Source organism: Vibrio tapetis subsp. quintayensis, assembly GCF_030409945.1.
Lineage (GTDB): Bacteria > Pseudomonadota > Gammaproteobacteria > Enterobacterales > Vibrionaceae > Vibrio > Vibrio quintayensis.
Genome location: NZ_JAUFQV010000034.1, coordinates 1 through 25,516, shown reverse-complemented (window position 1 = coordinate 25,516; position 25,516 = coordinate 1). Strand labels below are relative to the sequence as shown.

Annotated in this window: 21 protein-coding genes and 1 pseudogene; 8 read left to right on the top strand and 14 right to left on the bottom strand. The window is 44.8% G+C overall.

Annotation, left to right across the window (positions count from 1 at the left end; all coding sequences use genetic code 11):
- Positions 1–324, top strand: a complete 324-nt coding sequence (locus tag QWZ04_RS17360) for a cupin domain-containing protein (protein WP_102522458.1) — start codon at positions 1–3, stop codon at positions 322–324.
- 109 nt (positions 325–433) lie between these two features.
- Here the strand turns inward: QWZ04_RS17360 and QWZ04_RS17355 are convergent, their stop codons facing one another.
- Genes QWZ04_RS17355 through QWZ04_RS17335 form a run of 5 tightly spaced genes read right to left on the bottom strand, consistent with a single transcriptional unit; the run spans position 434 to position 6,245 of the window.
- Positions 434–1,642, bottom strand: coding sequence for an NnrS family protein (locus QWZ04_RS17355; protein ID WP_290329525.1), 1,209 nt, complete (start codon positions 1,640–1,642; stop codon positions 434–436).
- Complete coding sequence (locus QWZ04_RS17350) at positions 1,626–2,387, bottom strand: ABC transporter ATP-binding protein (protein WP_290329524.1); 762 nt, start codon at positions 2,385–2,387, stop codon at positions 1,626–1,628. Before QWZ04_RS17350 ends, QWZ04_RS17355 begins: the two co-directional genes overlap by 17 nt.
- Complete coding sequence (locus QWZ04_RS17345) at positions 2,374–3,162, bottom strand: ABC transporter permease (RefSeq protein WP_102522461.1); 789 nt, start codon at positions 3,160–3,162, stop codon at positions 2,374–2,376. The genes QWZ04_RS17350 and QWZ04_RS17345 overlap by 14 nt, the downstream gene beginning before the upstream one ends.
- 11 nt (positions 3,163–3,173) lie before the next feature.
- Positions 3,174–4,181, bottom strand: coding sequence for an ABC transporter substrate-binding protein (locus QWZ04_RS17340; RefSeq protein WP_290329523.1), 1,008 nt, complete (start codon positions 4,179–4,181; stop codon positions 3,174–3,176).
- A 12-nt stretch (positions 4,182–4,193) separates the two neighbouring features.
- Complete coding sequence (locus QWZ04_RS17335; RefSeq protein ID WP_290329522.1) at positions 4,194–6,245, bottom strand: TonB-dependent receptor domain-containing protein; 2,052 nt, start codon at positions 6,243–6,245, stop codon at positions 4,194–4,196.
- Positions 6,246–6,421: 176 nt separating this feature from the next.
- On the opposite strand from QWZ04_RS17335, the gene QWZ04_RS17330 reads away from it, so the two are divergent.
- Complete coding sequence (locus QWZ04_RS17330) at positions 6,422–6,763, top strand: hypothetical protein (RefSeq protein ID WP_231897910.1); 342 nt, start codon at positions 6,422–6,424, stop codon at positions 6,761–6,763.
- A gap of 84 nt (positions 6,764–6,847) precedes the next feature.
- Here QWZ04_RS17330 and QWZ04_RS17325 read toward each other — a convergent pair whose 3' ends face one another.
- Together QWZ04_RS17325 and QWZ04_RS17320 are read right to left on the bottom strand one after the other, a co-directional pair.
- Positions 6,848–9,937, bottom strand: a complete 3,090-nt coding sequence (locus tag QWZ04_RS17325) for an efflux RND transporter permease subunit (RefSeq protein WP_290329521.1) — start codon at positions 9,935–9,937, stop codon at positions 6,848–6,850.
- An 8-nt stretch (positions 9,938–9,945) separates the two neighbouring features.
- Entirely contained in the window at positions 9,946–11,031 is a 1,086-nt protein-coding gene (locus QWZ04_RS17320; protein ID WP_290329520.1) for an efflux RND transporter periplasmic adaptor subunit, read from the bottom strand.
- A 155-nt stretch (positions 11,032–11,186) separates the two neighbouring features.
- On the opposite strand from QWZ04_RS17320, the gene QWZ04_RS17315 reads away from it, so the two are divergent.
- Both QWZ04_RS17315 and QWZ04_RS17310 read left to right on the top strand, forming a co-directional pair.
- Positions 11,187–11,786 carry a TetR/AcrR family transcriptional regulator gene (locus QWZ04_RS17315; protein ID WP_290329519.1) on the top strand — a complete coding sequence of 200 codons (600 nt, stop codon included), beginning with the start codon at positions 11,187–11,189 and terminating at the stop codon, positions 11,784–11,786.
- A 237-nt stretch (positions 11,787–12,023) separates the two neighbouring features.
- Complete coding sequence (locus QWZ04_RS17310; RefSeq protein ID WP_290329518.1) at positions 12,024–12,929, top strand: sensor domain-containing diguanylate cyclase; 906 nt, start codon at positions 12,024–12,026, stop codon at positions 12,927–12,929.
- 95 nt (positions 12,930–13,024) lie between these two features.
- On the opposite strand, the gene galE is transcribed toward QWZ04_RS17310, so the two are convergent.
- Both galE and QWZ04_RS17300 read right to left on the bottom strand, forming a co-directional pair.
- Positions 13,025–14,035: a UDP-glucose 4-epimerase GalE gene (gene galE / locus QWZ04_RS17305; protein WP_290329517.1), complete on the bottom strand. Its 1,011-nt coding sequence runs from the start codon at positions 14,033–14,035 to the stop codon at positions 13,025–13,027.
- 176 nt (positions 14,036–14,211) lie between these two features.
- On the bottom strand, positions 14,212–15,270 hold the full coding sequence (locus QWZ04_RS17300; protein WP_290329516.1) for a LacI family DNA-binding transcriptional regulator: 1,059 nt from the start codon (positions 15,268–15,270) through the stop codon (positions 14,212–14,214).
- 245 nt (positions 15,271–15,515) lie between these two features.
- Between QWZ04_RS17300 and QWZ04_RS17295 the strand changes: the two genes are divergently transcribed.
- Both QWZ04_RS17295 and QWZ04_RS17290 read left to right on the top strand, forming a co-directional pair.
- Complete coding sequence (locus tag QWZ04_RS17295; RefSeq protein WP_290329515.1) at positions 15,516–17,621, top strand: alpha-galactosidase; 2,106 nt, start codon at positions 15,516–15,518, stop codon at positions 17,619–17,621.
- 145 nt (positions 17,622–17,766) lie between these two features.
- Positions 17,767–19,467: a solute:sodium symporter family transporter gene (locus tag QWZ04_RS17290; protein ID WP_290329514.1), complete on the top strand. Its 1,701-nt coding sequence runs from the start codon at positions 17,767–17,769 to the stop codon at positions 19,465–19,467.
- 52 nt (positions 19,468–19,519) lie between these two features.
- Here QWZ04_RS17290 and QWZ04_RS17285 read toward each other — a convergent pair whose 3' ends face one another.
- The 3 genes from QWZ04_RS17285 to QWZ04_RS17275 all read right to left on the bottom strand — a co-directional run bounded on the left by QWZ04_RS17285 (position 19,520) and on the right by QWZ04_RS17275 (position 21,774).
- On the bottom strand, positions 19,520–19,729 hold the full coding sequence (locus tag QWZ04_RS17285; protein ID WP_290329513.1) for a hypothetical protein: 210 nt from the start codon (positions 19,727–19,729) through the stop codon (positions 19,520–19,522).
- A 59-nt stretch (positions 19,730–19,788) separates the two neighbouring features.
- The gene (locus QWZ04_RS17280) at positions 19,789–20,691 is read right to left on the bottom strand and encodes a homocysteine S-methyltransferase family protein (RefSeq protein ID WP_290329511.1); all 903 of its coding nucleotides are present in this window, start codon (positions 20,689–20,691) and stop codon (positions 19,789–19,791) included.
- A gap of 201 nt (positions 20,692–20,892) precedes the next feature.
- Entirely contained in the window at positions 20,893–21,774 is an 882-nt protein-coding gene (locus QWZ04_RS17275) for an NAD(P)-dependent oxidoreductase (protein WP_290329510.1), read from the bottom strand.
- A gap of 476 nt (positions 21,775–22,250) precedes the next feature.
- Here QWZ04_RS17275 and msrB point away from each other — a divergent pair, with 476 nt between their 5' ends.
- A complete protein-coding gene (gene msrB / locus QWZ04_RS17270) occupies positions 22,251–23,393 on the top strand; it encodes a peptide-methionine (R)-S-oxide reductase MsrB (protein ID WP_290329509.1) in 1,143 nt (380 codons plus the stop codon).
- Positions 23,394–23,455: 62 nt separating this feature from the next.
- Here msrB and QWZ04_RS17265 read toward each other — a convergent pair.
- Positions 23,456–23,701, bottom strand: a pseudogene (locus QWZ04_RS17265) (glutathione synthase); the annotation flags it as partial.
- 136 nt (positions 23,702–23,837) lie between these two features.
- Here QWZ04_RS17265 and QWZ04_RS17260 point away from each other — a divergent pair.
- Positions 23,838–24,797, top strand: coding sequence for a transposase (locus QWZ04_RS17260; protein WP_290329508.1), 960 nt, complete (start codon positions 23,838–23,840; stop codon positions 24,795–24,797).
- A 214-nt stretch (positions 24,798–25,011) separates the two neighbouring features.
- On the opposite strand, the gene QWZ04_RS17255 is transcribed toward QWZ04_RS17260, so the two are convergent.
- Complete coding sequence (locus QWZ04_RS17255; protein ID WP_290329507.1) at positions 25,012–25,413, bottom strand: ACT domain-containing protein; 402 nt, start codon at positions 25,411–25,413, stop codon at positions 25,012–25,014.
- Between the last annotated feature and the right edge of the window lie 103 nt (positions 25,414–25,516).

The window sequence follows — 25,516 nt, the reverse complement described above, 5'->3', positions numbered from 1 at the left end:
ATGTTTGAATACACTTTATATGAAGACCTAGCCGATCAGGTTGATATTCCTAAAGCGGGTATCACCAGTTGCCCAGTGTACAAAAGTAAACGTCTACGAGGTGTCATTTTTGGCTTCGCTGAGGGCGAGGAGATGTCTGAACACACGGCTGCTGTCCCTGCTATTGCGCAAATATTGGAAGGGGAATGCACCTTTACTTTTGAAGAAGAATCGAAAGAATTGAAGGCCGGCGCGTGGGTTCACATGGATGCTCACCTCCCCCACAGCATTACCGCCAAAACCTCGCTTAAACTAATGCTGTATTTGTTAAGAGAACCCAAATAACCCAACACGCGTCATCCACTACCGTCTGCGATGCTGATTATCGTGGTTGGCGCATGTTCTTCTTAAGAACCAATCAAGCTTCAATGACATCCACTCCTCAATATCATCGTTACCCTTCTTTGCCATCAATTCTTGCGGATGCCAAAGTGCTTCGAAAGACAATGAAGTAAATAACAAAACTCATCACCATAGCAATGTCATCACTTTTGCCAAATGAAATATCCAATCCAAAAAGCTCTACTAACTGGGCGACTAAAGGCAATACTACAAGCATCATCATGAGCTTAATGCTAGGGCTGTAGCTCAGTTGATGTGCTGTATGCTTTTGTCCAACGACCAGCATAATTAACAGTAACGCTGCGCTCATGACACCTGAAAATACATGACTCATGGCCGTCATATTTTCTGTCTGGCCCAAAATGGCGTTTACACCGATCACAGAAAATCCAGCGGCGATCAAAATATAGAGGCTGTACCCAAGTTGGAAATAAACGTCACGCCATACTTTGGGCAAGTGCCAATCATTAAGGATATTCAAAACCGCCGCCGCTGAAGCCAACGCCAGCCAACCCGAAATTGAACCGCCACCCATAGCGATATTCACGGCCAAATAACCTAAGATAATTGAAATGGCAAAGTTGCGTCTGGTCGGTTTCGCTACATGACAGACATCAGGAACTTGATATCGACGGATTGCATGGTTCACTATCACCATCGACATCCTGCTCAGCACCGTCAAAAGCAAAACAATAAGTAAGCCCACACTGGTATCCATTAACGTCAGAGTGGTGGCCAAGTTATCCGTTAACCAAAAGTAATAACCGATAAACACAACCGAGGTCAGCAAACAAAGTTGATAGTAAAAGATCCTATGCTTGCGATGCTTCCTTTCTACAATCGATGGTGCTAAAAACTTGAGTAGCAACGTGATGAACAGTAGGTTTGTCATCACAAGAGGCCACTCTCCAGCAATGGGCAATAACCATGCTGAAATCCGCGCCAACATCCAGCTTACCACCAGCATGCCGAGTTTTTTTGACTCGACCTTGTTTGATCCGGTCCAAGCTGGAAAAGCCGTTAATAAGAATCCAGACAAACCGCACATCCCTACCCCCAAAACCAGTTCATGCACAAACCAGATGTCTACGCTCTCTATGGGCAAAGCTTGACCATTTGAAGGCGTACTGGCTATGGATAACCAAAGATCACCAAACCCAAAAAGTAGCGTTGCGTAAACCGAGGTAAGAAGAAAAAAAGGTCGAAATCCAGAGCGATAAAGCTCAGAATCGAAATCGGCCCAGCTAGCGCGAAGTGGCATAAGATTCTCCGGTTTGAAAAGCAGACTTTACCGAATCTATTTTTAGAAGGTTCAGAGCACTGCCATACAGATAATCCTGATCTCGTTGCTTTCTTGGACGGTCAATAACATGGCGATGAGCCAGCCTACCGGGCTTATCGGTTAATACCATGACTTCATCCGCAAGCCGAATGGCCTCCATGATGTCATGAGTAATGAAGAGAACCGTGAGCCCCCTGTGTTCAATTTCAGAGATTAAGAGATCATAAAGATCCTCTTTTAGGCCAATATCTAACGCACTAAAGGGTTCATCAAGTAAAAGCAACTCTGGCTTTACAGCAAATGAACGGGCCATCGCTACCCTTTGTTTCATCCCACCGCTCAATTCATGAGGATACTTGGCAAGATCTTCATCATGCAGCCCGACCTCACTTGCCAATTTAATTGCGGCTATTTCTCGTTCACCACGAGCGACACCTTGTGCTTTCATCCCCCAACTGATGTTGTCTTTGCAGTTTTTCCACGGCAATAGTCTAGGGTCTTGAAAAAGAACAGCGGTGCTCTCAAAGCTGCTGATAATGCTATGGTTTTCATCGTCAAGTAAGTTGGCTATTAGGTTTAATAACGTGGTTTTTCCGCAACCAGAGCGGCCCACGATCGCAAGCACCTTGCCTTGTTCCAGTTCAAGACTCATATCTTCGAGTACTGGCTTGCCATCAAACGCATAACTTAGCTGGTTTACGCTCAACTTTTTAGTCCGATTCACGCCATTTCTCCACTTTACGTTTAATGGGTTCAAATACAGCGTATTCCGCGATAAGTAACACAGATACGATGGCAACAATCCATGCCATGGTTGCGGCGGTATCGATATTGACCCTAGCAGAAGCGAGGCCAGCGCCGACTCCGCTATTACTAGAGAGCAGCTCGGCCATCACAACCACTTTCCAAGAAGTGCCTAAAGCCGTAATCCAAGAGGGAAATAAATAAGACAGAATATGAGGGAATTGCACATCGTAGAACAGCATCCATCGAGACACGCCGAAGCTATGTGCCATTTCGCTTAGCCGTTTATCCAACGTTCTTGCTCCTTGAACACCAGCAGCAAAAGTAATCGGCAGTGCCGTCACAGTAATAGTGAAAATGGCGGTGCTGTCATCAGCACCGAACCAGAGCAAAGCAAGGACGATCCAAGCGATTGGGGGGACACCTATCAAAATGGTCACCAATGGCCGTACCGCCATTGATAACGTTGCAGATAGCCCAGACAAGGTGCCCAAAAGGCTACCCAACGTAATCGCTAAGCCAAAACCCACCAACGCTCGATAGGTCGTTACCCACAAGTACTCGCCCGCATTGCCATCAACGAATAGCTCCTTCAACCGAGTTAAAGAAGCTAAGGGAGACGGCAATATAAAATCACCATAAACATGATTGCCATAGTCCCAGAAAGCAAAGAAGACCAGAATACTGGCCAGTGCGCCAAATCCACTCCAAACATAATGGAATGAATTTTTTAGCCAAATTATCAATCTACTCATCGTCGCTCTTATCAACCGAGATAAAAATCGTCGTCAGGCAACTTACCACCGATGATCCCTGGGTTGGATTTTGCAAGAATCGAAAAGAAACGCTCAATTTCAGGTTGTATGTCTTTCGCCTTTTCGAGGGTAAAGTTTGAATAGGGAATTGAACGCTCTATCACTGGCGCCTTTAAAGACAAGTAAGACTCGCCCAAACGCCCTGCGCTTGTCGGGTTATTGACAACCCATTGAGTTGAACGGGCTAATGACGCATTCAATCGATTGGGTAAGTCTGGCATTTCGTTGAGTAATGCCTCTGAAATCATCATACCTGCCTGCGGGATTCGAGCCGCGCCTCCTGTGACTTCTCCCCACGCGTCTTGAAGGCTCACTGCACGATTCATTTTTTTGGCCGCTTTCATGCCTTTCAATAATGCGGCCGTTGCCGCAGGTTCTGGTAACACGGCGTGTTTCGCTCTACCGGAAAGCAGCAATTGCAAGCCTTCAAAAGGCGTTCCAACGTAGTTCAAGCGATAATCTTTGCCATCCTCCATGCCTTTTTCCTTGGCAATGTGTTGAAACACCAAATCGGGCATATCTCCTTTAAATGGCATTACAAGATCTTGCCCTTTTAGCTGTTCGATCGTTTTCACTGATCCATCGGCTGAAATGATGTAGAGCAGCCCCCATGTCATAATGTTCATGAGGCGTACTTTCATCCCCTTGTTATATAAGTTAGCCGCGACATAACTCGGCGTTCCGGCCAAATCCCAACGGCCAGAGATAAACTGGGTCCTTAGTACGTCGGGATCTCGATAGGTATTGAAGTTCAGGTTTTCTACAAGGCCCGACAGTGCATCTGTTTCTGCTGCGTGTGCTAACGTGACAGACGGGCCAACGGGAGGCCCATACATGGTCAGCTCTTTTCGTTTTTTACTTTGCTCAGCGAACGCTATTGCCGGCACCATGCTACTGCCAGCAATGGTTGCCCCTACTAATCCGCAATCACGTAGGAAAGCTCTTCTTGATTTGCTCATATTCATTCGTCCTTAAAAGTTGGCTGTAACAGCGGCATAAAAATGTCGTTCTGGAGCTTCTACTAACACTCGATTGCCTTCTAAAGAAAAATTGGCCATTGAGTCGGTATAGGATTTGTTGGTGAGATTGTTTACGCCAATTTTGACACCAACGCGGTCAGAGACTTGGGCTGACGCGTACAAGTTAATGACGGTAAATGCATCCGTCTCCCCAGCATCAAAGCCACTGCCTGAGGTTGGGTCGTCATCAACGTCATTTTGAGCCGCTACGTATCGAATTTGAGTCCCTAAATTCCATGTTCCGCCCGTGTTAAGGTAGTCAAAGTAATCAAAGAATAAATTGGCTTCAAAAGGGGCAACATAATAAAGCGCTCTGTCGTCAGATGTGTTTTTTCCATCCGTAAAGTTAAGCGCTAAGCGGGACGCCAATTTTTTCGTTAAGTTAGCTTTTAGATCTATATCCACTCCGCTCATGGTCGCGTCTACGTTTCGCCAAATGCGAGCATAGTCAGCCGCACCTGTGTCCGTTTGGCCTCTGGCTCTATCTCGGGTGATGAAATCTTTGATATCGTCATAATAGGCGGTTGCATCCCACTGCCACGACAGCCCATGACCACGTGTTCGTCCATAATCTACCCACATTGGGCTCGATTGAGTTGCACCCGCTTCGACGCGACGATGTTGCTCCCAGTTAATATCCGGATTGCCTACAGCTCGGGCACTGGTTCCCATTGGTGATCCTGTCACACCAACAAATGAAGGCGCGGCAAAATAACGCTCTTGAGTGTCCGGTGAGCGAGCAAAGTTTGCCAGCGACAAGTAGGCTGCGAGATCGGATTGATTATCGTAATCCCATTGCAGTTTCGCACTGGCGTGGCCTTCACTTTGATATAAATCCACATCTCCGTAGTAATAGCGGTAAAGATCGAGAGCGCTCATGTTCCCTGAATTTGGGGTGCTGGTCGCGAGTGTCGCTTTCGTCGCATCGGCTTTAACGTGCTTGTAATTCAAGCCAAAAGAGAACGTTTGATCCTTAGCGACATCAAACCTTGATGTCGCTGCGACTAGCCACTCACCCATTTCAACACCAGGGTACTGATAAGCGGAAACGTGAGCCAACCCAGGCGTTTTTGGCCCACCGTAGCGTTTGGCATTATGGTTAATATCGGAATAGTGGACACTGACGTTGGTTTTGCTATCCAAAACATTCAAATTAGTTTGCGCTTTCAGCCCGGTCATCGTCCTATCGATTTCCGCTCTTTGCTGTTTTGGCTGTTGAGTGTCTCTCAAGCTGTAGTTATCCGCGCTACGCTCTAGCGACACCGAATAGATCTCCAATTGCATGTCTTCTACGGTGTCTCCATTGAACTTTTCGTCCCAGATAAGCTTGCCAATCTGTCGGTCGGTGTTTACTGGGTCGACACCAAATCCTTCTGCGATCACAACCGAACCATTGGCATAGGGCACGCCCTTAACCGTTGGGTTTTTATTGTCTTTGATGATGTCTCGAACGTAGACCAGTTTTACATCGGTACTCGAGCGTGGCGTTGCGCCTACGACAAATTGCCCAGCTTGTCGATCATAACCATACCGAACGTCTTCACCCGAAGCGCCTTTATAGCCGTCTGCGGATTCAACAACGACAATGGCTCGTCCGTAAAATTGACTGGTTTTTTTTCGTAAATCAGCAAAGGTTTCATTTCCATTCGTCGCACTGTTATATGAACTGCCGACGACCACGTTATGTGTTTTCGTCGCTGTAACGGTGTCAATTGCACCTTCGGTTGGGTGAGCTTGTGCTTGCACATAAGGCATTTCCCCTCCAGGCTGCCCCAAATCATATAGCGGCATTACTGCAAATGGGCTTGGCTTTGCATGGGCCGACGGTTGCGGAATGAAGTCCTCCGCATTGACGGAATGCCCGAACAATAAAGCGGCCTGTCCAACCAATAAGCTAACCACGGACGTGCTGCCGTATCGGTTGTGGGGCCATATCTTACTGAGCCATAGCTTATTAGCTTTGGCCAATGAATCGGATTGGGAGTTGCTGCTAAGAGTTTTCATTAATATCCCTTTAACCACTCAGATTGATATTCAATGGTGAAATCATCTTGCCTAGGTATTAACTAGACTTAATGATAACGATTATCATTCTAGTGCAAGGTAATTAATGACACTCTTGACAATAATCAAGGTACAATCTGCGGCTAATTCAAGACAGAAAGGTTCTACTCGTGGAAATGATCATTATTGCCTCAGAGCAACAAAAACGACTTATCATGCTTTTTGGCAAAACAATGGCAAAAATGTCAGACAAAGCAGTAATCAACGATTTGAACAATCATGATGTTAAGTCAACGGAATACCCAAGGTTTAAAACGGCAACCGATCTACGAGTAGAGCGCATTCAAATACCAGCCAACCCTAAAACCGCTGAACTAGACTGTGGCGACTTTCTTTATCGCTACTTATCTAAGGGTTATGTTTGCTTGGGTGAACACAAAGGCCAACCAAAACCGAATTTAGAAGCCTGGGGCGTACGCTCGGTTCGTAAATTACGTAATATTGGGTTTGGGCTTTAGGCGCTAAATTTGGCTTCAAAATTCTAAAAAAAGCCATCACTGAACGATTCAGTGATGGCTTTTTTAGTGACTAGCACTTGTTAACTAGCTATTGCTGACAGACGCGATACGCACTGGCATTTTGGTGACTAACATAAACATAGGAGGAACAAAATAGAACGACAAGATTGTGGTCAACGCTGTACCACCCGCAATCGCCACGGCAAAAGGAGGCCAAAAGCCACCACCAGCCAGTATCAATGGCATAAAGCCACCTATCGTTGTAATGGTGGTAGAGGTTATATGACGGGTACAACTCATTACCGCTTCTAGCACCGCTTCTTGGTCGCCTTCACTGGCTTTTTCGCTGGCTCTCAATTCCGCCAAGATTACAATAGCGGCATTAATCGCAAGGCCAATCACACCCAACATCGCAATGATCACAGTGAAACCAAACGGATAATCAAACACCCATACCGACAAGATACCCAAGCCTGCCGCAAGGCCTGCCACAGCAAAAATGATCCCACTTAATCGGAAGGATTTAAACGACAACACGATGACTAAAATCATCAACACCACGACAACAGATATATTGCCGATTAATTTGGCCACAGACTCATCACGCTCGGCGGCTTCACCACCAAACTCGACACGATAACCCGCCGGGAATGCGTAATTCTTTAGCTCAGTTTTAAACTGATCGAGTACCGTTTGCGGAAGAACGCCAGCATCTATGTAGCCTTCAATGGTATTCACTCGAACGCCATTTCGTCGCGTTATGCCGCCATTACTTGGAGACAATTCTAAGGTCGATAAATTAAGAACGGAGACCCCAACACTGGAACCTGCGGAATTGGATGCAGGAGAAGGAAAACGCAGGTTATTCAAATCGTCATAGCTTTCTCGTTCTTCATCACGTACGCGAACTCTTACCGGGATCGACTCTGTCCCTTCAATGATGCTACCACTCTCTCGCCCCACTAATGTCGACTGTAATAAGCCCGCAAACTGATTAAGGTTCATGCCATTCATCTGAATCGCTTCTTCATCAACGTCGACGTTAAATTGAGGAATACCTGAAGACAAGCTTTCACGAGTGTGTGTCACCGATGGAATTCTCGACAAAATCAATCGCACATCTTCACCGATGGTTTTTAGTGTATCCAGGTTGTGACCATATACTCGCAATTCAATAGGCGCGTTGAACGGAGGGCCTTGTTCCAGTTTTCGTACTAGAATCTGAGCTTGTGGGAAGCGTTTATCCAACTGCGTTTGCAGCTCTGGGATCAGACGATTCGCCTGTTCAAAATGGGTCGTTTTCACCATAGCCTGAGAGAAGTAAGGTGCTTTTTGTTGACCCGCCACTAGGTTGTAATAAAACGATGGGAATGAAGCGCCGATCATCCATTGCACCTGCTCAACCGCTTCATCTTCTAAGATAAACTGATGGATCTGCTCCGTTGTGGCTTTCGTAGCATAAATGCTCGCTTGTGGTGGCATATACACTTGGATTTCGAACATGTCACGGTCAGAGGCAGGGAAAAACTGCTCCGTCAGTTGAGACATACTCCAATACCCAGTTAACGGTAGAACTAATGCTAACCCAATCGCCAAGAATGGGTGACGAATCGCAAGCGCCACCGATTTAGCAAACCACGCACTCATCGCAGGAATGCTAATGCCCGTTTGGTACCAACTAGAAGAGGTTTGTTTACTTGGCAAGTAGGCGCATGACAGCGCCGCTATGACCGTATGCGAGATAACATACGAACCCACCAGCGAGAAAGAAACGGTTAATGCGATAGCGCCAACAAATTCGCCTGTCGCCCCCTCCATTAGGAAGATAGGCGCAAATGCAAAGACCGTCGTTAAGGTGGAACCCAGTAGCGGAACCCACAGATGCCCAATGGCGACCATTGCTGATTCCAGTTTTTGCATGCCCTTTAAACGGTAACTTTGAATGGTATCCACCATCACCACCGCATTATCCACCATGATTCCGAGCGCCACAATGAAACCCGTCAGGGACATTTGGTTAATGGGAATAGCGAAGTACTTCATCAACGATAGGGTCAACAGCATGGTTAATGGCAAAGCGAGGGCAATGATGATTGCGGCTCGAATGCCTAGCGTGAACAACAGCACGAACAAGACCAAACAAAAGCCAATGAGCAAGCTCTCACCTAATTCAACCAAACGTTGCTCGGTGTAACCTTGCTGGCTATACAACACGTTCACTTTGATGTCGCTTGGCAGTTCTAAGCGAAAATCATCAACCAACTTCATCGCGGCTGGTGTCCATTTATCCACACGTAATGTCGACTGCATACGAGCACCCACAATAACACCCGGCTTGCCATCCACTAATGCTAATTCGTCGTAAGGCGTTTTCGCTGCACGTTGTACATTGGCGACATCACCAACGCGTACTGTATGACCGTTTTCATCAATGGAAATCGGCACTTTTCTGACACGTTCAATAGAATCTAAGCTTGAAGAGAGCTCCAAACCAAAACGTGTTGATGAATTGACCAACTCTCCTGCTGAGTTTTTGGCATCCGCTCCCTCTAACGCCGCGGCTAGTTGCTGCGCCGAAACCCCTAAAGTCGCCGTGTCGTTAATATCAAAATTAACCACAATTTCTTCGTCAGGTAGACCATATTGATCTACAAACTCCGTACCGGATAAAGTGCGTAGCCGTGTCGCTAGCTCTTTTCCGTAACGACCTAATGTCAGTAAGTCGGCTTCCCCTTCCCCCTGCCAGCCTAGCGATAAAATAGTGGTAAATGCATAGGTATGATCGCTGTCTAATTCCGGAGAGAGTGCATCACTGGGTAGTTCCCGTTCCACGTCGGAAAGTTTGTCACGGATTTTCGACCAAATTGGTTCGGGATCGGTGATCTCATCTTGCAATTCCACGCCAATAACCGCGATACCAAGACGAGAAGTCGAAGTGATAAGGTTAATCTCGTTCACTTGACGAAGCTTGTTCTCGATGACTTCAGTAACCAATGATTCGACTCGTATGGCACTGGCTCCGGGGAAGACCGTCGTAATCGTGGCATTTCGATTAGAAATAATCGGATCTTCTGCGCGAGGTAACGTATTAAAAGCCGATAAACCGCTCACAATTAAAAACGCGATAACCAGCACCATAAGGCGCGTATTTGAAAGTATCGATGCGTATTTCATCTTACCTCCTACTTCGCGATTGAAACGGATTGGCCGGGCACAACTTTGTGTAACCCCGTCGTAATCACTTGATCGCCATTATTTAGGCCACCCTTCACGTACACCGATTCGTTGTTTGCAAATAGCACGTTGATCACTCGGCGTTCTACTTGGTTTTCGTCCGTTTCCGAATTCAAGGCATAAATGTTCCAAGTGCCTCGAATACCATCAATGAGCGCCGTGGTCGGTAACCAAAAACCTTTTTCAGGGTAGTGCTTTTCAAACGTAAGATAAGCCAGTTCACCATCTAATACGGCATTATTATCGTCCAATAAGAAGCGCAAACTGATGCTTCTTGATTTTGCGTCGATATTGGATGCTTTTGAGATTAAATGAGCCGGATAGACTTGGTCTCTCACGCGAATGACGTAGTCACTTTGAGCTTGGATATCTTTTAAATCTTGGCTATTCACACCAATAACCGCTTCTTTTCCTGACGTCGATAGCAGAGAAAAAGTGGATGTTCCTACCCCAACAACGTCACCTAGCGAAACAAAACGCTTGCTAATGATGCCGTCATACGGGGCTCTAATGGTCGACTTTTGTATTTTTAGCCTGTTGGCTTCTACGGAAGATTGAATACGTAATAGGTTTGCCGCCAGCGCCTCTTTTTGACTCACTAATGAATCGATTTCTGAATCGGAACTGAAGCCTTTTTTCTTCAACGCGTGCTGGCGCTTTAAGTTCGTTTGAGTCAGCTTTTGCTGCGCTTTCACTTCATCAAGCTGGGCCTGTAGCTCTTTAAGTTCAGAACCTAGCAACTGAGTATCAAGGGTCACTAGCGCTTGGCCTTTCGTTACCGTTTGACCAACATCGACTCGAATATCAGAAACCTTTCCCGATAATTCAAAGCCTAAATTTGCTCGTTGGACTGAGTTGATAACACCAACATATTCACGATCAACCGAATAGCTTTCGTGTTCTACCACTGGCTGGGTTTGGACTGTCAACAAAGTGTGCGGTTGTTCTTCAACTTTCTCTGTTTCCGAACACGCCGATAATAAAAGCGTCGCAAAGAGCGCGAAGCAGAAGGAAGCAAGTTTTTGATACCGCATAAAACACCTTTTACCTATCAATTGTGTAATATATTCACAACAATCAAACTAGACGGTCTAGTTTGCTTTCAGGCATTAAACACGATCAAAACTAGACTGTCCAGTTTGATGTTGATATTCTTGCGACCAGAATAATACGTAAAGCAGAGTTAGCGATGAGCAGTGCCAGTGAACTAAAACGCCAAAGAATCCTTGAAGCCGCAACCACATTATTTGGTGAACACGGTTATGCGGCCAATATGGAGAGCATTGCCAAATTAGCTGACGTGTCTAAGCAAACTGTCTATTCGCACTTTAAAACCAAAGACATATTGTTTGAGCTTTGTATGAAGACCAAGTGCTTAGAATTTCAGTCCGATGAGGGCATGTTAGATTTGGCAAAACCAATGGACGAAGCAATATTGCAATTCGCTCAAGGGTTACAAGAAACACTGCTCAGACCTGGGGCAATTCACACCTTCCGTAATGCCGTTAGCAATATAGACAACCACCCTGAATTTGCCGCCACTTATTTACGTTTTGGGCCAAAGCAATCGACGGACGTTCTTGCCGATTATTTGCAGAAAAAGCACGACACTGGTGAGATAACGTTGGATATATCAGCCCAAGAAAGTGCTTCTCAGTTACTCCTGATGTTCCACGGAAAGCCTGTTTATTGGAAATACTTAGGAGAAGATCTCAAGCAAAGCAAAGCTGAACGGGATACCTACCTTAAAAGCTGTATTGCGATGTTTTTGTCTTTTGTTCGAAAGTAGGCTTTGCATAAGTTTCTTTTAAAGCTCACTTTTAAGCCTAGTAAGTGCTGGCATTTTTATTCCTAATTATACGAGATGGAATGTCACCACTATCTAATTGCAGCAAAACAAAGATGAGTTGCCTTCGCTTGATCCTGCTCATTACCTCCATACCCGCAATCATGATTAAATCATTCATAATTATCGTATTTTTGATTTCCACCTGAAATCATATCGCTTTGGGGAAAGTGGGTTTTTATGGAAAAAAACACTGAGATTGGACAGTTTTTAGATTTCTTAGCCGATGCTATTTTGATCATCGATGAAACGTCAAAAATTGTTTATACCAACAGGTCTTGTACTAAGTTATTTGGCTATGAAAAAGACGCGCTTATTGGGCTGTCTGTTGAACGATTGATGATCCGAAACGCCACTAAAAACCATGACAATAAAGTCACTCACTTCATCAAAAATCAATCTAGTGCTAAAGTCATGATGTCTCGCAACATTATGCCCTGCATTAACGCTGACGGTACTGAATTTAATGCCCGAATCTCCATTGCTAATATCGTGTATCAGGGGAAAGCTTGTGCCGTTGCGACAATACAAGATTATTCAACCGTTCAAAATATGATTGATGACCTCACTAACGAGGCAAGTACCGACCCGCTTACCGGGCTCTTTAATAAACGTCACTTAGAGTGCATCCTTGATAAAGATTATTTTTCTGTCAACGGCTCGACGACATGGGGCGTTGCCTTCTTAGATCTCAATGGCTTTAAGAGCATTAATGACACGTATGGTCATGATGTAGGGGATGAATTGTTGGTGGAGATATCACGCCGATTAACTCAAGACCTCCGCGCAGGAGATTTCAGTTTCCGTGTCGGTGGGGATGAGTTCTTATTGATGTTTGGCATCAACACGCCGGAAAAGTATCAAAATGCGGTTGCTGTCTTTGGCCAAAAGATCCAAAAGCTCATCACACAACCTATTTACATCGAGTCGGTGAATAAAGAACTCAGTGTCGGAGTCAGCATTGGCCTTGGCGTGATGCCATTTGATGATAAGGACTTAGCAACACTTATTACGAAAGCTGATAAAGCGATGTACGAATCTAAAGTTTATAGCTTGCCGTATGTAATGGTTGAAAGCATTGGCTAACGCATGGCTTTCCTGACAAGAAAAGCGGCTGTTTCCTCTAAACAAAAACCCTGTAACACGATGCGACAGGGTTTATCTCATTCTGAGCTCAACAACTAGTACCCTTCAGGGTTCTTTGACTGCCAATTCCATGTATCTGCTGTCATCTCTGTTACGCTGCGTGTGGCCTTCCAGCCCAAATCTTGCTCTGCTTTGGACGTGCTCGCCCAGCATTCGGCGATATCACCAGGGCGACGAGGACAAATTTCGTAAGCCACTTCCTTGCCACAAGCTTCGCTAAATGCGTTAACCATATCGATAACACTTGAACCGTTACCAGTACCAAGGTTGTAAATATGCAAGCCTGCTTTTTCACCAACAGACTTCAGCGCCGCGATGTGGCCGTCTGCAAGGTCCATCACGTGAATATAATCTCGAACGCCCGTGCCATCCGGTGTTGAGTAATCATCACCAAATACCGAAAGCTTTTCACGGCGACCAACAGCCACTTGTGCGATAAACGGCATCAAGTTATTTGGAATACCTTGCGGGTCTTCACCCATGGTGCCTGACGGATGAGCCCCAACAGGGTTGAAATAGCGCAACAATGTGATGCTCCAATCGCTTTCAGCTGCGAACAAATCACGGAAGCACTCTTCTACCATGTATTTACTGCGGCCATATGGGTTGGTTGTTGCGCCGGTTGGTGAGTCTTCCGTAATTGGCACGACCTCTGGATCGCCGTATACGGTTGCAGACGAGCTAAATACAATGCTCTTAACACCCGCTTTTCGCATAGAACGAGCCAACACCAACGAGCCATTCACATTGTTATCGTAATACTCAAGCGGCTTAGCAACTGATTCTCCCACCGCTTTTAGGCCTGCAAAGTGAATAACAGACTGAATATCATGCTCTGAGAACACGGAATCTAAAAAGGTTTCATTTCGAATATCACCAAGATAAAAAGTGGGTCTTTTACCAGACAGAGCTTCAATTCGGTTTAGCACTTCTTCGCTTGCATTGCATAGGTTATCAACAATGATCGGCTCCATACCTGCCTCAATCATTTGTACGCAAGTATGACTGCCTATGTATCCCATGCCGCCGGTTACCAGTACTTTCACTTTCTATCTCCCTAAATTTAGTTTAAAACCGTCATCACGATTTAAATCCAATATTGCTATGCCATTAGTTTAACGTGATTTTAAATGTAATGTTAGCAAGGATTGGGATTTTAAAACTGTGATCAACCGCTCAAGTGTAAACGTTTCCACTCTTTATTAGTTCGACTTTAATATGTTTATTGAAGCATATTTTTAAGTTCATCGATGAGAGTTAATACTCTCTCTCTATTATATTCTTCACTTCGTTTGACTCGAGAACTGTCCCTTGCCAACAATCTAACCGGTATCACTTCTTGTAGTGGTATGGCACTTACAGACTGCAACGCGAGGTTGACCGCTTTTTGTCCGATCAAATGGAAGTCTTGCTCAATCGTCGATAGAGACGGAGTGAAGTAAGCACTGTCTTTAATTCCATCAAACCCCACAACCGATACTTGTTCCGGCACCGACAATCCAAACTCATGAAGCGCACTTAGAACGCCAAGTGCCATTTGATCTCCCGCGACCAGTACCGCATCAAATGAACACTTTTTCGCAATGGCGTCACGGATGGCTAAATAACCACTATGTGCTTGCCAGTCCCCTTCATGCTGCCAAACGACTTGCGCAAGTTCTGAATGACTAATTTGCTCGCACCACGATTGATAGCGTACTTGTGAAGCTGTGGACTCGTTCGGGCCTGTGATCAAAATAAACTGACTGCGTTCAGCATCCAGCAGATGTCGAGCAGCTAACTTAGCGCCCTCTTTATGTGCTGCGCAAACATAGTTAACTTTACTTTGATCAGGGACATCTATGAAGATCAGGTGGATGTGCTGGAACTGTTCGACCAAGCCTTCCGCATTTTTTTGCGTTAACGGCGCATTGATAATGATGGCTTCAACCTGTTGTGCAATAAGTTCTCTCATTGCACTGCGTATCGACTCTACATCGCCTCGCTCCACCACAGCAAGCGCCGTTGCATAACCTTTGTCATTGGCTTGCGCTCTTATCCCGCTATCAATCAAGGCTACACCGTGTAATGAAATGTCGAGTGAAACAACACCAACAATTTTAGACTTGGCGCGACTGAGCATTTGTGCTCCCTTGTTAGGGACATAACCTAGCTGTTTTATCGCATGGTTTACCTTCTTTCGAGTGGTCTCTGCTACATTTTCAGCACCATTCGTTACCCTAGAAACAGTTTGGGTAGAAACCCCAGCGAGGTTAGCCACATCTTTAAAAGTCACACTCATTTCAATCATCCCGCAAAAAAATCAAGTTCCTCATTCTACTTCACCTCAGAAAAACAAACTCTGCTCCATTTCAAAACAATGTCATAAAAACATCATTAATTGTTTTCGAAAACAACAAGACCGACCTCTAATTTCACCTTAACAATGGCCAACAAAGATCACATTTAACCTTATTTTTAATACAATTTATTTTTAAACTAATCACTATGATCTCAATTATGTTTACGAAAACAGTTGGGTTTCTTATGAGCAAGTTCATTCATTTACAAAGTAATAACCACAGTTTGATCATCAAAGTCGGTCGTGTTCCTGAAGTGCTTCACTGGGGCGCCAAGATCGCGAAAATTGACGACGACCTTTTGCTGTCAACCGAACGTCCTATCTCTCAAGCTCGATTGGATGTCGACGTTCCATTGTCTTTATGCCCTGAATTAGGCAGCGGTCACTTCAATGCTCCTGGTATCGAAGGGCACCGCGATGGATTTGATTGGGCTCCTGTTTTCTCCACAGTCCACACTGAGGTGAATGAACAAGACGCGACGTTTGTTTTGTCTGATGATATCGCCAAGCTTGAGTTAACGATTGAGCTGAAACTCGATTATCACACTGATGTTGTACAAAAACGCATTACCGTGTCTAACCAAGGTGACAATAAGTACTATTTGAACAAGCTGTCTTCAACGTTACCTCTACCTAATCACGCTAACGAGTTAATGACATTCCATGGCCGTTGGTGTCACGAGTTTCAGACACAGCGTCAGCGTTTCGAGCATGGTGGGTTTATGCAAGAAAACCGCCGTGGGCGCACCTCACATGAAAACTTCCCAGGAATGTTTGTTGGCAATAATGGCTTTACCGAACAGTTAGGACAAGTTTGGGGGTTTCACCTAGGGTGGAGTGGTAATCATCAAATGCGAGCGGATGTTCGTAGCGATGGCCGCCGCTTTGTGCAGGCTGGCGAACTATTGCTAGCTGGTGAAAGTATTTTAGAGCCCGCTCAATCATACCAAAGCCCTTGGCTTTATGGCTGCTATAGCAATTCGGGGCTAAACGGTATTTCTGAACGCTTTCAGCAATTTGTTCGCACTCACATTATCAACTTCCCAGAAACTAAACCTCGCCCTGTTCACCTTAATACTTGGGAGGGCATTTACTTCGATCACAAGCCAGAATACATCATGAAGATGGCAACAGAAGCGGCTGTCATGGGAGTCGAGCGATTCATCATTGATGATGGTTGGTTTGTCGGACGTGAAAACGAGCGTGCCGCTCTAGGGGACTGGTATTTAGATGAGGTGAAATACCCTAATGGCCTAGAGCCCGTCATCGAACATGTCAATCAGCAAGGCATGGAGTTTGGGCTTTGGGTTGAACCAGAAATGGTGAGCCAAGATTCAAACCTTTATCGTGCTCACCCTGAATGGGTGTTGGGGCTTCAAGGCTACCATCAACCTTCTGGGCGCTGGCAGTATGTACTCGACTTGCAAAACAAAGATTGCTTCGATTACTTGTTTGAACGTCTGAACGACTTGCTCACCCGTTACAACATCACTTACTTAAAATGGGACATGAACAGAGAACTTGTTCAACCAGGTCACCAAGGCCGCCCGGCCGTTCATGGTCAGACCAACGCCCTATATCGTTTAGTAGACCAGTTAAACGCTGCGCACCCTAACGTTGAAATCGAATCGTGTTCATCTGGTGGTGGCCGAATTGACTTCGAAATTCTCAAGCGCACCCATCGTTTTTGGGCATCGGACTGTAATGACGCACTTGAACGTCAGGCTATACAAAAAGGCATGAGTTACTTCTTTCCGCCTGAAGTCATGGGGGCTCATATCGGTCCAGATGAATGTCACTCTACTAACCGTCGTCATCACATTAACATGCGAGGTATTACCGCATTAATGGGGCACATGGGCGTAGAACTGGATCCAGTACAAGAAACTGAAGAAGAAAAAAAGGCGTTTTCGCACTATATCGCTTTGCATAAAAAATACCGACACGTATTGCACACCGGCCGCAGCTTCCGCATTGATCCAGCGGATGTAAATCAGAATATCTACGGCGTACAAAGTGACGACGAAATGTTGATCACCATCTGTCAATTAGCCATGCCACATCATGCATTGCCCTCTCCGTTACGCATCAGTTGCGTAGACGAAACCGCAAAATACGCCGTGACCTTGGTTGAAGTGCCGAATACCAGCTTCCAACTTATGAAGCAGCGACCTCAGTGGCTAGACAAGACACTCACATTGAGTGGCGACAATCTAAAAGAAATTGGCTTAACCCTGCCCATTCTTGACCCCGAGTCAGCCATGATCGTGCACCTAAAGAAATCAGTTTAACGATTCCCTCTTGTACTCGAAAGCGGCACAAAGGCCTGCACCTGTGCGATTAGCACAACTTAAGCCGTTCGCTTTCTGAGTACGCCCTGCTTTATTTCGGCCAGCGATGGCCATAAAATTATTATTAACGTTCAAGGAAAACAAAATGTCTATAACCGTTTTATTGTCATTTTTGTTGTTTACAGGATTTGTTGTGGTGTTTACCTACAATAAAGTAAAAAACGATAAAAATACTTCTCAAGAAGGCTTCTTTCTCGGTGGCCGAAGCCTAACGGGAGGGCTAATTGCTAGCTCATTAATCCTCACAAACCTAAGTGCCACCAGCTTCGTAGGAATGAGCGCTCAAGCTTATACTCACAACATGAGTGTAATGGGTTGGGAAGTCGCATCCGGTGTCACCTTAGTTATCATCGCTTTAATGCTGGTACCTCGTTATTTAAAGCAAGGGATCACCACCATTCCTGATTTCTTAGAAAGCCGTTATGACATGTCGGTAAAGAAATTCGTTACCTTATTATTTTTGTGCCAATACGTGATCAACATTCTTCCTACGACACTTTATGCTGGCGCTGTAGTACTCGGTGAGATCTTCGATGTTCAGGCACTTCTAGGGATTTCTGAATTCAGCTCCATCGCTCTTATTTCTGCAACCATTGGATTACTCGGTTTTTTCTACGCTATTTATGGTGGCCTAAAAGCTGTGGTGATTGCCGACACAATCAACGGAGTTGGTTTGATCATCGGTGGTTTGATGATCCCGGTGTTTGGTCTCATGGCATTAGGCGGGGGTAGCTTTGGTGGAGGGCTCGATATTTTACTAACCGCTGCACCCGAGAAGCTGCAATCTGTTGGTACAGAAACCGATCCACTGCCCTTCTCAACCTTGTTCACAGGTTTGCTATTAGTCAACCTCTACTATTGGGGTACTGACCAATCAATCATTCAACGTGCTCTTGGTGCAAAGAACCTAAAAGAAGGCCAAAAAGGTGTCATTTTAGCGGGCGCGATTAAAGTCATTTCACCACTATTTTTAATCATCCCGGGTATCATAGCGTTCCACATGTTTGGCGCAGATGCCGGTAACCCTGACACAATGTACACTCGACTTGTGAACGAAGTTTTGCCTAAACCTTTAGTTGGTTTTTTTGTTGCCGTGATGTTCGGTGCAATATTGAGTACGTTCAATGGTGTGTTGAATAGCTCAACCACTCTATTTGCACTTAATGTTTATAAGCCGTTATTTGGCCAAGGCAAAACCGATGAAGAGTTGGTTGGAAAAGGACGAATTTTTGGTGTCTTGATTGCGATTATTTCAGTTTGTATTGCTCCGTTCATCATGTACGCTCCTGAGGGATTGTTCCAATACCTACAAATGGTTGCCGGGTTCTTCAGCGTGCCAATCTTCACTATCGTTTTTGTTGGATACATCTCTAAACGTGTGCCAGCAGTAGCAGCAAAAGTCGCGCTAGTTGTGTTCGTAAGCTCGTACGCAGCAATGCAGTTAGTGTTCAAAACGCCTATTCATTTCTTACATCAATTAGCCATATTGTTCGTAGTTTGTACCGCGTTAATGTTCATTATTGGTCACTTCATGCCACGTACTAGCGATTATGTGATGCCCGTTAACGAAAGCATTGATGTAACGCCATGGGAGTTCCGATTTGAAGCATCGGCCATCATCCTTTATATGGTTCTTGGCGCGTATGTGATGTTCTCAGACGTCGGTTTTGTTTCTAGCGACCCGACTATAATGCAAGTTTATGGGTTCTGTGGATTAATTATGTTAGGCGGCATTGTATTTAGAACCATGAAACGCCGCTCGGCTAAGCTACTCGCGACATCGTAAGACATCGATACTCTGATGGTATAAATCAAACGCCAGCATCCTTACGCTGGCGTTATTTGTATTCAATTTCTTGTTCAATATAATCCGATTCACTAAACCAAGTCACCACCCCAACATAGCCATTTTCATTTAGCTTGGTATCCACTTGCGCGGCGATTCTCACGGTCATTTTGATCCAACCGTCATCATTTTCTAACCCATCAAGCATGTCGCCTACAATGTGTAGCGCGTTATCGTCAAGTTGTAAGCTCATTAAATTCATTTAAACATACCTTTATCTACGGACTAAACTGCGTGAGCACTTTACAGAAATTAACCAAGTTAACCAGCAGTATTTGTCTTCCAGACTGATAGAGCTTGAATGTGTGCGGGGCTAATACCGCAGCACCCTCCGATGATCGATGCACCCAATTTTTGCCAATGCTTCGCGTATTGCAAGTAATCGTCTGGCGAAAGCTCTCGCATAGACTGCAGCGTTCCGTTGGCCTCATGCCCCGATACAATAGGTTTGAAATTATTTGCGTAAACACCAACGATAAGATCGGCATTTAATTGATTAATCACCGCGATCGTATCTTCTATCGCTTGATCCATGGCTTCAGGTACTGAGCAGTTAAACATCACCCCTTTTGCATTGGTAGAGCACGCCATTTCGATCGCTTGTTTTACAGGCTGACCAGAACGTAACCTTGCATGCTGAGTGTCTTCATCTTCTAAACTCAATGCATAATAGGTATCTTTGTCTGACGCTGTTAATACCGAAACCGCCGCTTCAAGCTCTTCGATACTGGAGATTGTCTCCGCTATCCAAATATCCACATACGGGGCTTGTGCTTCCATGAGTGTTGTCATGATATCAACCGCTTGATCGTGTTCAAAAAGATCAGGGCGATAACTGCCAAGAGGAGGAGGAATAGCACCCGCTACCAAAACCGCTTGAGTGGGCGTTTTATTAACAACGGAGCGAGCAATCTTAGCGGCGTCACGAGCGAGGTTGAAACCATCCGCTTGATATCTTGCGTCACCTAGATGAAAGGGCACACATGCGTAGCTATTGGTGATGATGATTTCTGAACCTGCATCAATAAAGTTTTGATGGGCTTGGTGAACATGTTCAGGCGACTCGATCAGTGCTTGAGCACTCCAAAGTGGCTGAGAAAATGGCGCGCCAATCTCTTGCAATTCTCGCCCCATGCCACCATCGAGTATGGTCAGTGTTTTCATTGTTCAGTTACTTCGCTTCATAGTACGGTGTGGCTAATCACAATACCAGACAGATAAATCGAACGCTACGAACGTCATGCAACAGCCAAGAATGAAGAAAATTTGATCCACTTTAGACGAAAAAAAACCTTACTACCCTATGCGCTGTTGAACAGGCATAAATAGTAAGGTTTTCGTCGAATAACTTCGTTAACTAATTAATTACTTAGCTAGTTTAGTGAAGTAATCGAACAATACTGGTACGTCGTTTTGACCAAGGCCAGCGTCAACAGCTTCTTGTAGGCTAGTTGCAGTACCTTGAGCAATAAGAGACTTAGTACCTAGGTCTTCACACATTGCTAGGAAGTAACCAAGGTCTTTGTTTGCGTTAGCAACAGAGAAACCTAGTTTTTCTTCGCCGTCTACAGCGTAGAACTTACAGAACTGCATGAACGGAGAGTTAGATGGACCAGCTGACATGATGTCGAATAATTGCTGACCGTCAACGCCTGCTAGTTTAGCAACAGCGAATGCTTGAGACATAGTTGCAACAGTCGTCATGCCCATGAAGTTGTTTACAAGCTTAGTAACGTGACCTGAACCTAGAGCACCCAGGTGGAATACGTTCTCGCCTTGCTCTTCAAGAACTGGCTTAACTTTGTTGAATGTTTCCATGTCGCCAGCTGCCATGATGTTCAGAAGACCATCTTTAGCGTGTGCAGGAGTACGGCCAAGAGGAGCATCGATCATGCCTGCGCCTTTAGCTGCAAGGTCTGCACCGATTTTTTGAGTAGAAGCAGGGATAGAAGTACCGAAGTCTACTAGTACTGCGCCTTCTTTAATGCCCGCTAGAACACCGTCTTCGCCGTATACGATTTTTTCAACTACTGCTGAAGTAGTCAGACAAAACTGAACGATGTCACTCGCTGCAGCCAGTTCTTTAGCTGAAGTGAATGCAGTAGCATTGCCGCGATCTGTAACGCGAGCAACAGCTTCTTCACTAAGATCCATTACGTTTACGTGGTAACCACGTGTTTGTAGGTTCTCAACCATGTTGCCGCCCATAAGACCAAGGCCGATGAAACCAATGACTGGTTTAGTCATGTCTAACTCCCAAATTAGTTATATTGTATGATTATATGGCTAGAATATACATCTCTTCGGATTTATGCAATCCCCTAATGACCTGAAACTGAAGATTAATTCAAAACAGGCGCTAAAAATGGCCGCAAATACACCATAATACATTGATTTAAATGTTATTTATGAAAAATGTTACACAGTTCAAACTTCTAGAATTATGCTGATAGACTAAGTTATCTACTTCCTGTCTCTGCACAAATAACCAACAAACCTCTACTGAGTAGTAGTATGAATAAACATACAGGCCCCCTGTCTTGTATGAAAAATCACCTATTCAACGAGTATCTATGGGAGAGTAGCCGTACTTGGGAAAGAAAATAGACCCAATTTCCTATTGAAATGATATTTCTTTTAGTTCTTGTGTAATTTTTTCACTCCTATCTCTGTCTATATGGCTACATTCGCGTTAATTGAAATCATACGACCAAGAGGTGAATATGAAAAAACTGTCAAAAATCTTGATACCTCTATTGGTGGCATTGCCACTGTTTTCAGTACTATTCAGCCAAACTAGCACGGCCGATTCGATGAAAAGCAAAACTCCGCAAGGATCGCTTGAAGTTGCCACATTAGCGGGCGGTTGTTTCTGGTGTACAGAATCTGATTTAGAGAAACTCAAAGGGGTGACTGACGTTGTGTCAGGTTACTCAGGAGGCACACTGGAAAATCCAGCCTATAAACAGGTGGCTTCTGGTAAGTCGGGGCATATTGAAGTTATCGAGGTCACTTACGATTCATCGGTCGTCAGCTATGAGCAAGTATTGGATCAGTTCTTTCGTCATATCGACCCTACCGATGACAAAGGCTCATTTGTTGATAGAGGGCCACAATATCGCCCTGCTATCTTCTACCATAACCAAGAGCAAAAAATGATTGCTCAGAATTTCATGGCGGAAATTGAAGAAACCATGATCTTTAGAAAGCCATTAAAAACGGAACTGATTGAGTTTAAGAAGTTTTGGCCTGCGGAAGATTACCACCAGGATTACTACAAAAAGAGCAAGGTACGTTATGGCTACTATCGCTATGCGTCTGGCCGAGACCAATATCTCGATGAAATTTTTGGCGATGATCGTGAAGAAAACCCAAAAACGTTACGTCAGATTATTGATTCGAAAAACATGGTTAAGAATCTAAAACCTTATACCAAGCCTTCACAGTCAGAAATAAAGACGAAACTCACCTCACTTCAATACGACGTGACTCAAGAAGATGCCACTGAGCGCCCTTTCAATAATAAGTATTGGGACAACAAACAAGAGGGGATTTATGTCGATATCGTGACAGGTGAACCGTTGTTTTCTTCAACTGATAAATACAAGTCAGGAACTGGTTGGCCGAGTTTCACTAAACCTATCAATGAAGGTTACGTGGTGACAAAGGTTGATTACAAACTTGTTTACTCAAGAACGGAAGTCCGTAGCCGTTTCGGAGACTCTCACTTAGGCCATGTTTTTAAAGATGGCCCAGCCCCAACCGGATTACGTTATTGTATGAACTCAGCAGCCATGAGGTTTGTGCCTGCCGATAAGTTAGCTGAAGAAGGGTATCAAGATTACTTGCCGCTGTTTGAAGGGTAAGGAACAAGGGTTAGTTTGATCTGGTATCGTGGGAGGACAGTGTTTGGCCTCCCACGCATCAATTAATTAACCAAAACCAATGAATCTAGAATGCCTTTGCCACTGTGAATCCCTCCCTCATTTTCACTCGCGGGTTTACTGCGAATAAGGTAACCCGCGTAGCCATTTAGTTGGGTCACCGGGTTTCCGTCATAGAAAGCGGTGAATAGCCCTATCTCGCTCACCAGTTCATCCACTCGCTGTTGCATCCCGTCACGCACGGCGATCGTCGCCACATCTCTTTCATGAGGGAACAAACGTTGCATTAACAACCCCTAAGCGGACACACACCAAATAGTATGAGTAAGCGACTGACTTTACGTCGATGGTACTCCAATTCGTCACCTCCAACTTTTCCTTCCTGACGCAATTGCTATCTTAGTAAAAAAACTACTGGAAAAGTTCATGGCCACAGCAAGAAAACAACTCATCTCAGTCGATGCAACTCCTTACTACCACTGCGTTTCTAGGTGTGTCCGACAAAGCTTCCTATGTGGTGAAGATAACGTCACCAATAAGAGCTACGAGCACCGCCGAGAGTGGATTGAACACAAAATTCAATCGCTCACACATACCTATTGCATCGACGTATGTGCGTATGCCGTGATGAGCAACCACTACCATTTGGTATTACATATTAATCGCGACAATGCTCTTGGATTATCACTTGATGAAGTGGTTGAACGCTGGAGTCATAACCACAAATTACCTGTACTGCTACAGCGTTGGCTTCGCCAAGAATTAAATACCCAAGCAGAAAAAGACAAATGCACAGAAATTATCGAGATATGGCGCGAAAGGTTATGGTCATTAAGTTGGTTCATGAAAGAGCTCAACTACGAGATTGCTTGTAAGGCTAATCAAGAAGACCAATGCACGGGGCACTTTTGGGAAAGCAGGTTCAAAAGCCAAGCATTACTCGATGAAAAAGCCCTAGCTGCAGCCATGGCGTATGTAGACTTAAACCCTGTTCGCGCAGGCATAGTACAATCGCCTGAGCAATCTCACTTTACCTCAATAAAAGCGAGACTTAGAGCGCTTGACGACAACCTAGAAACGGCACCTTGCTTGCACCCTTTCATTGGAAGTTCGACACAAAAACTGATGGACGGGATACCCTTTAGGCTAATAGATTACATCGAATTGGTCGATTGGACAGCCAGGCAGTTTCGAGAAGAAAAAGTATCGATGGCTTCTAAATTTCCACCGATTTTAGAAAGACTGAACTTCACCCAAAGAAGTTGGTTAAAAGTCTGTACCACACTTGAAAGAAAACGTTCCACAGCGATTGGTTCGTCTAACAGTCTAGAGCAAGCAAAAGAAGCGTTAGATAAATCTAAGATACATTGTTATCAGCTCGAATAGACCACAACTCGCACTTCATCAGCACAAACACTACGCCAGCATTGAGTTGGCTTACGGTCGTTAATTCTACAACTCAAAATAAAGTAAATTTTTACTGAAAACCCGCCATTTACGACTTTTTCGACGTAAGTTACGACTATGTCGATGAAGTGCGCATTGTAAAACCACATATACATCATCTTTGTGGTGGGAACTTTAATTGGTGTGTGTCTGGTTATGAAGACAATGAAAACTCTTTCAACGCTAGCATGGCTTGGCTCGCTTTTTCTTCCTGCACAAAGATATGGTCATGATAGTAACCCGCGACAACATTGGCACTGATGCCATACGAGGCTAGTTTAGTGGCAAACGCAGCAGTTAAACCAACGGCTTCAAGACTAGAATGTACCGAAAGCGTGATCAAACTAAATACCGCATCGAACTCTAGCTTCGCTTGCTCTGCTTTATGGCGTTCTAACACCAATGTCAGCCCTTCCTTTTCACGAAAAGTGGCCATTGGGTCTAGGGATAAGTACTCATTTAGCGAGCCATTTACAGTACAAAAAACGTATTGTCCTTCGACAAGTTCTGGAGACATCGATTGTAGCAAAACGTCTAAATCGGTAATCGCGGCCATGTTCTAATCCTATGTTTATATCTGCTTCAATTTAAGCCTAACTACCTGTAGTGGTCAACTAATATTGGCCACGATCTTAGAGTTTAACCAGAACAATCGTTCT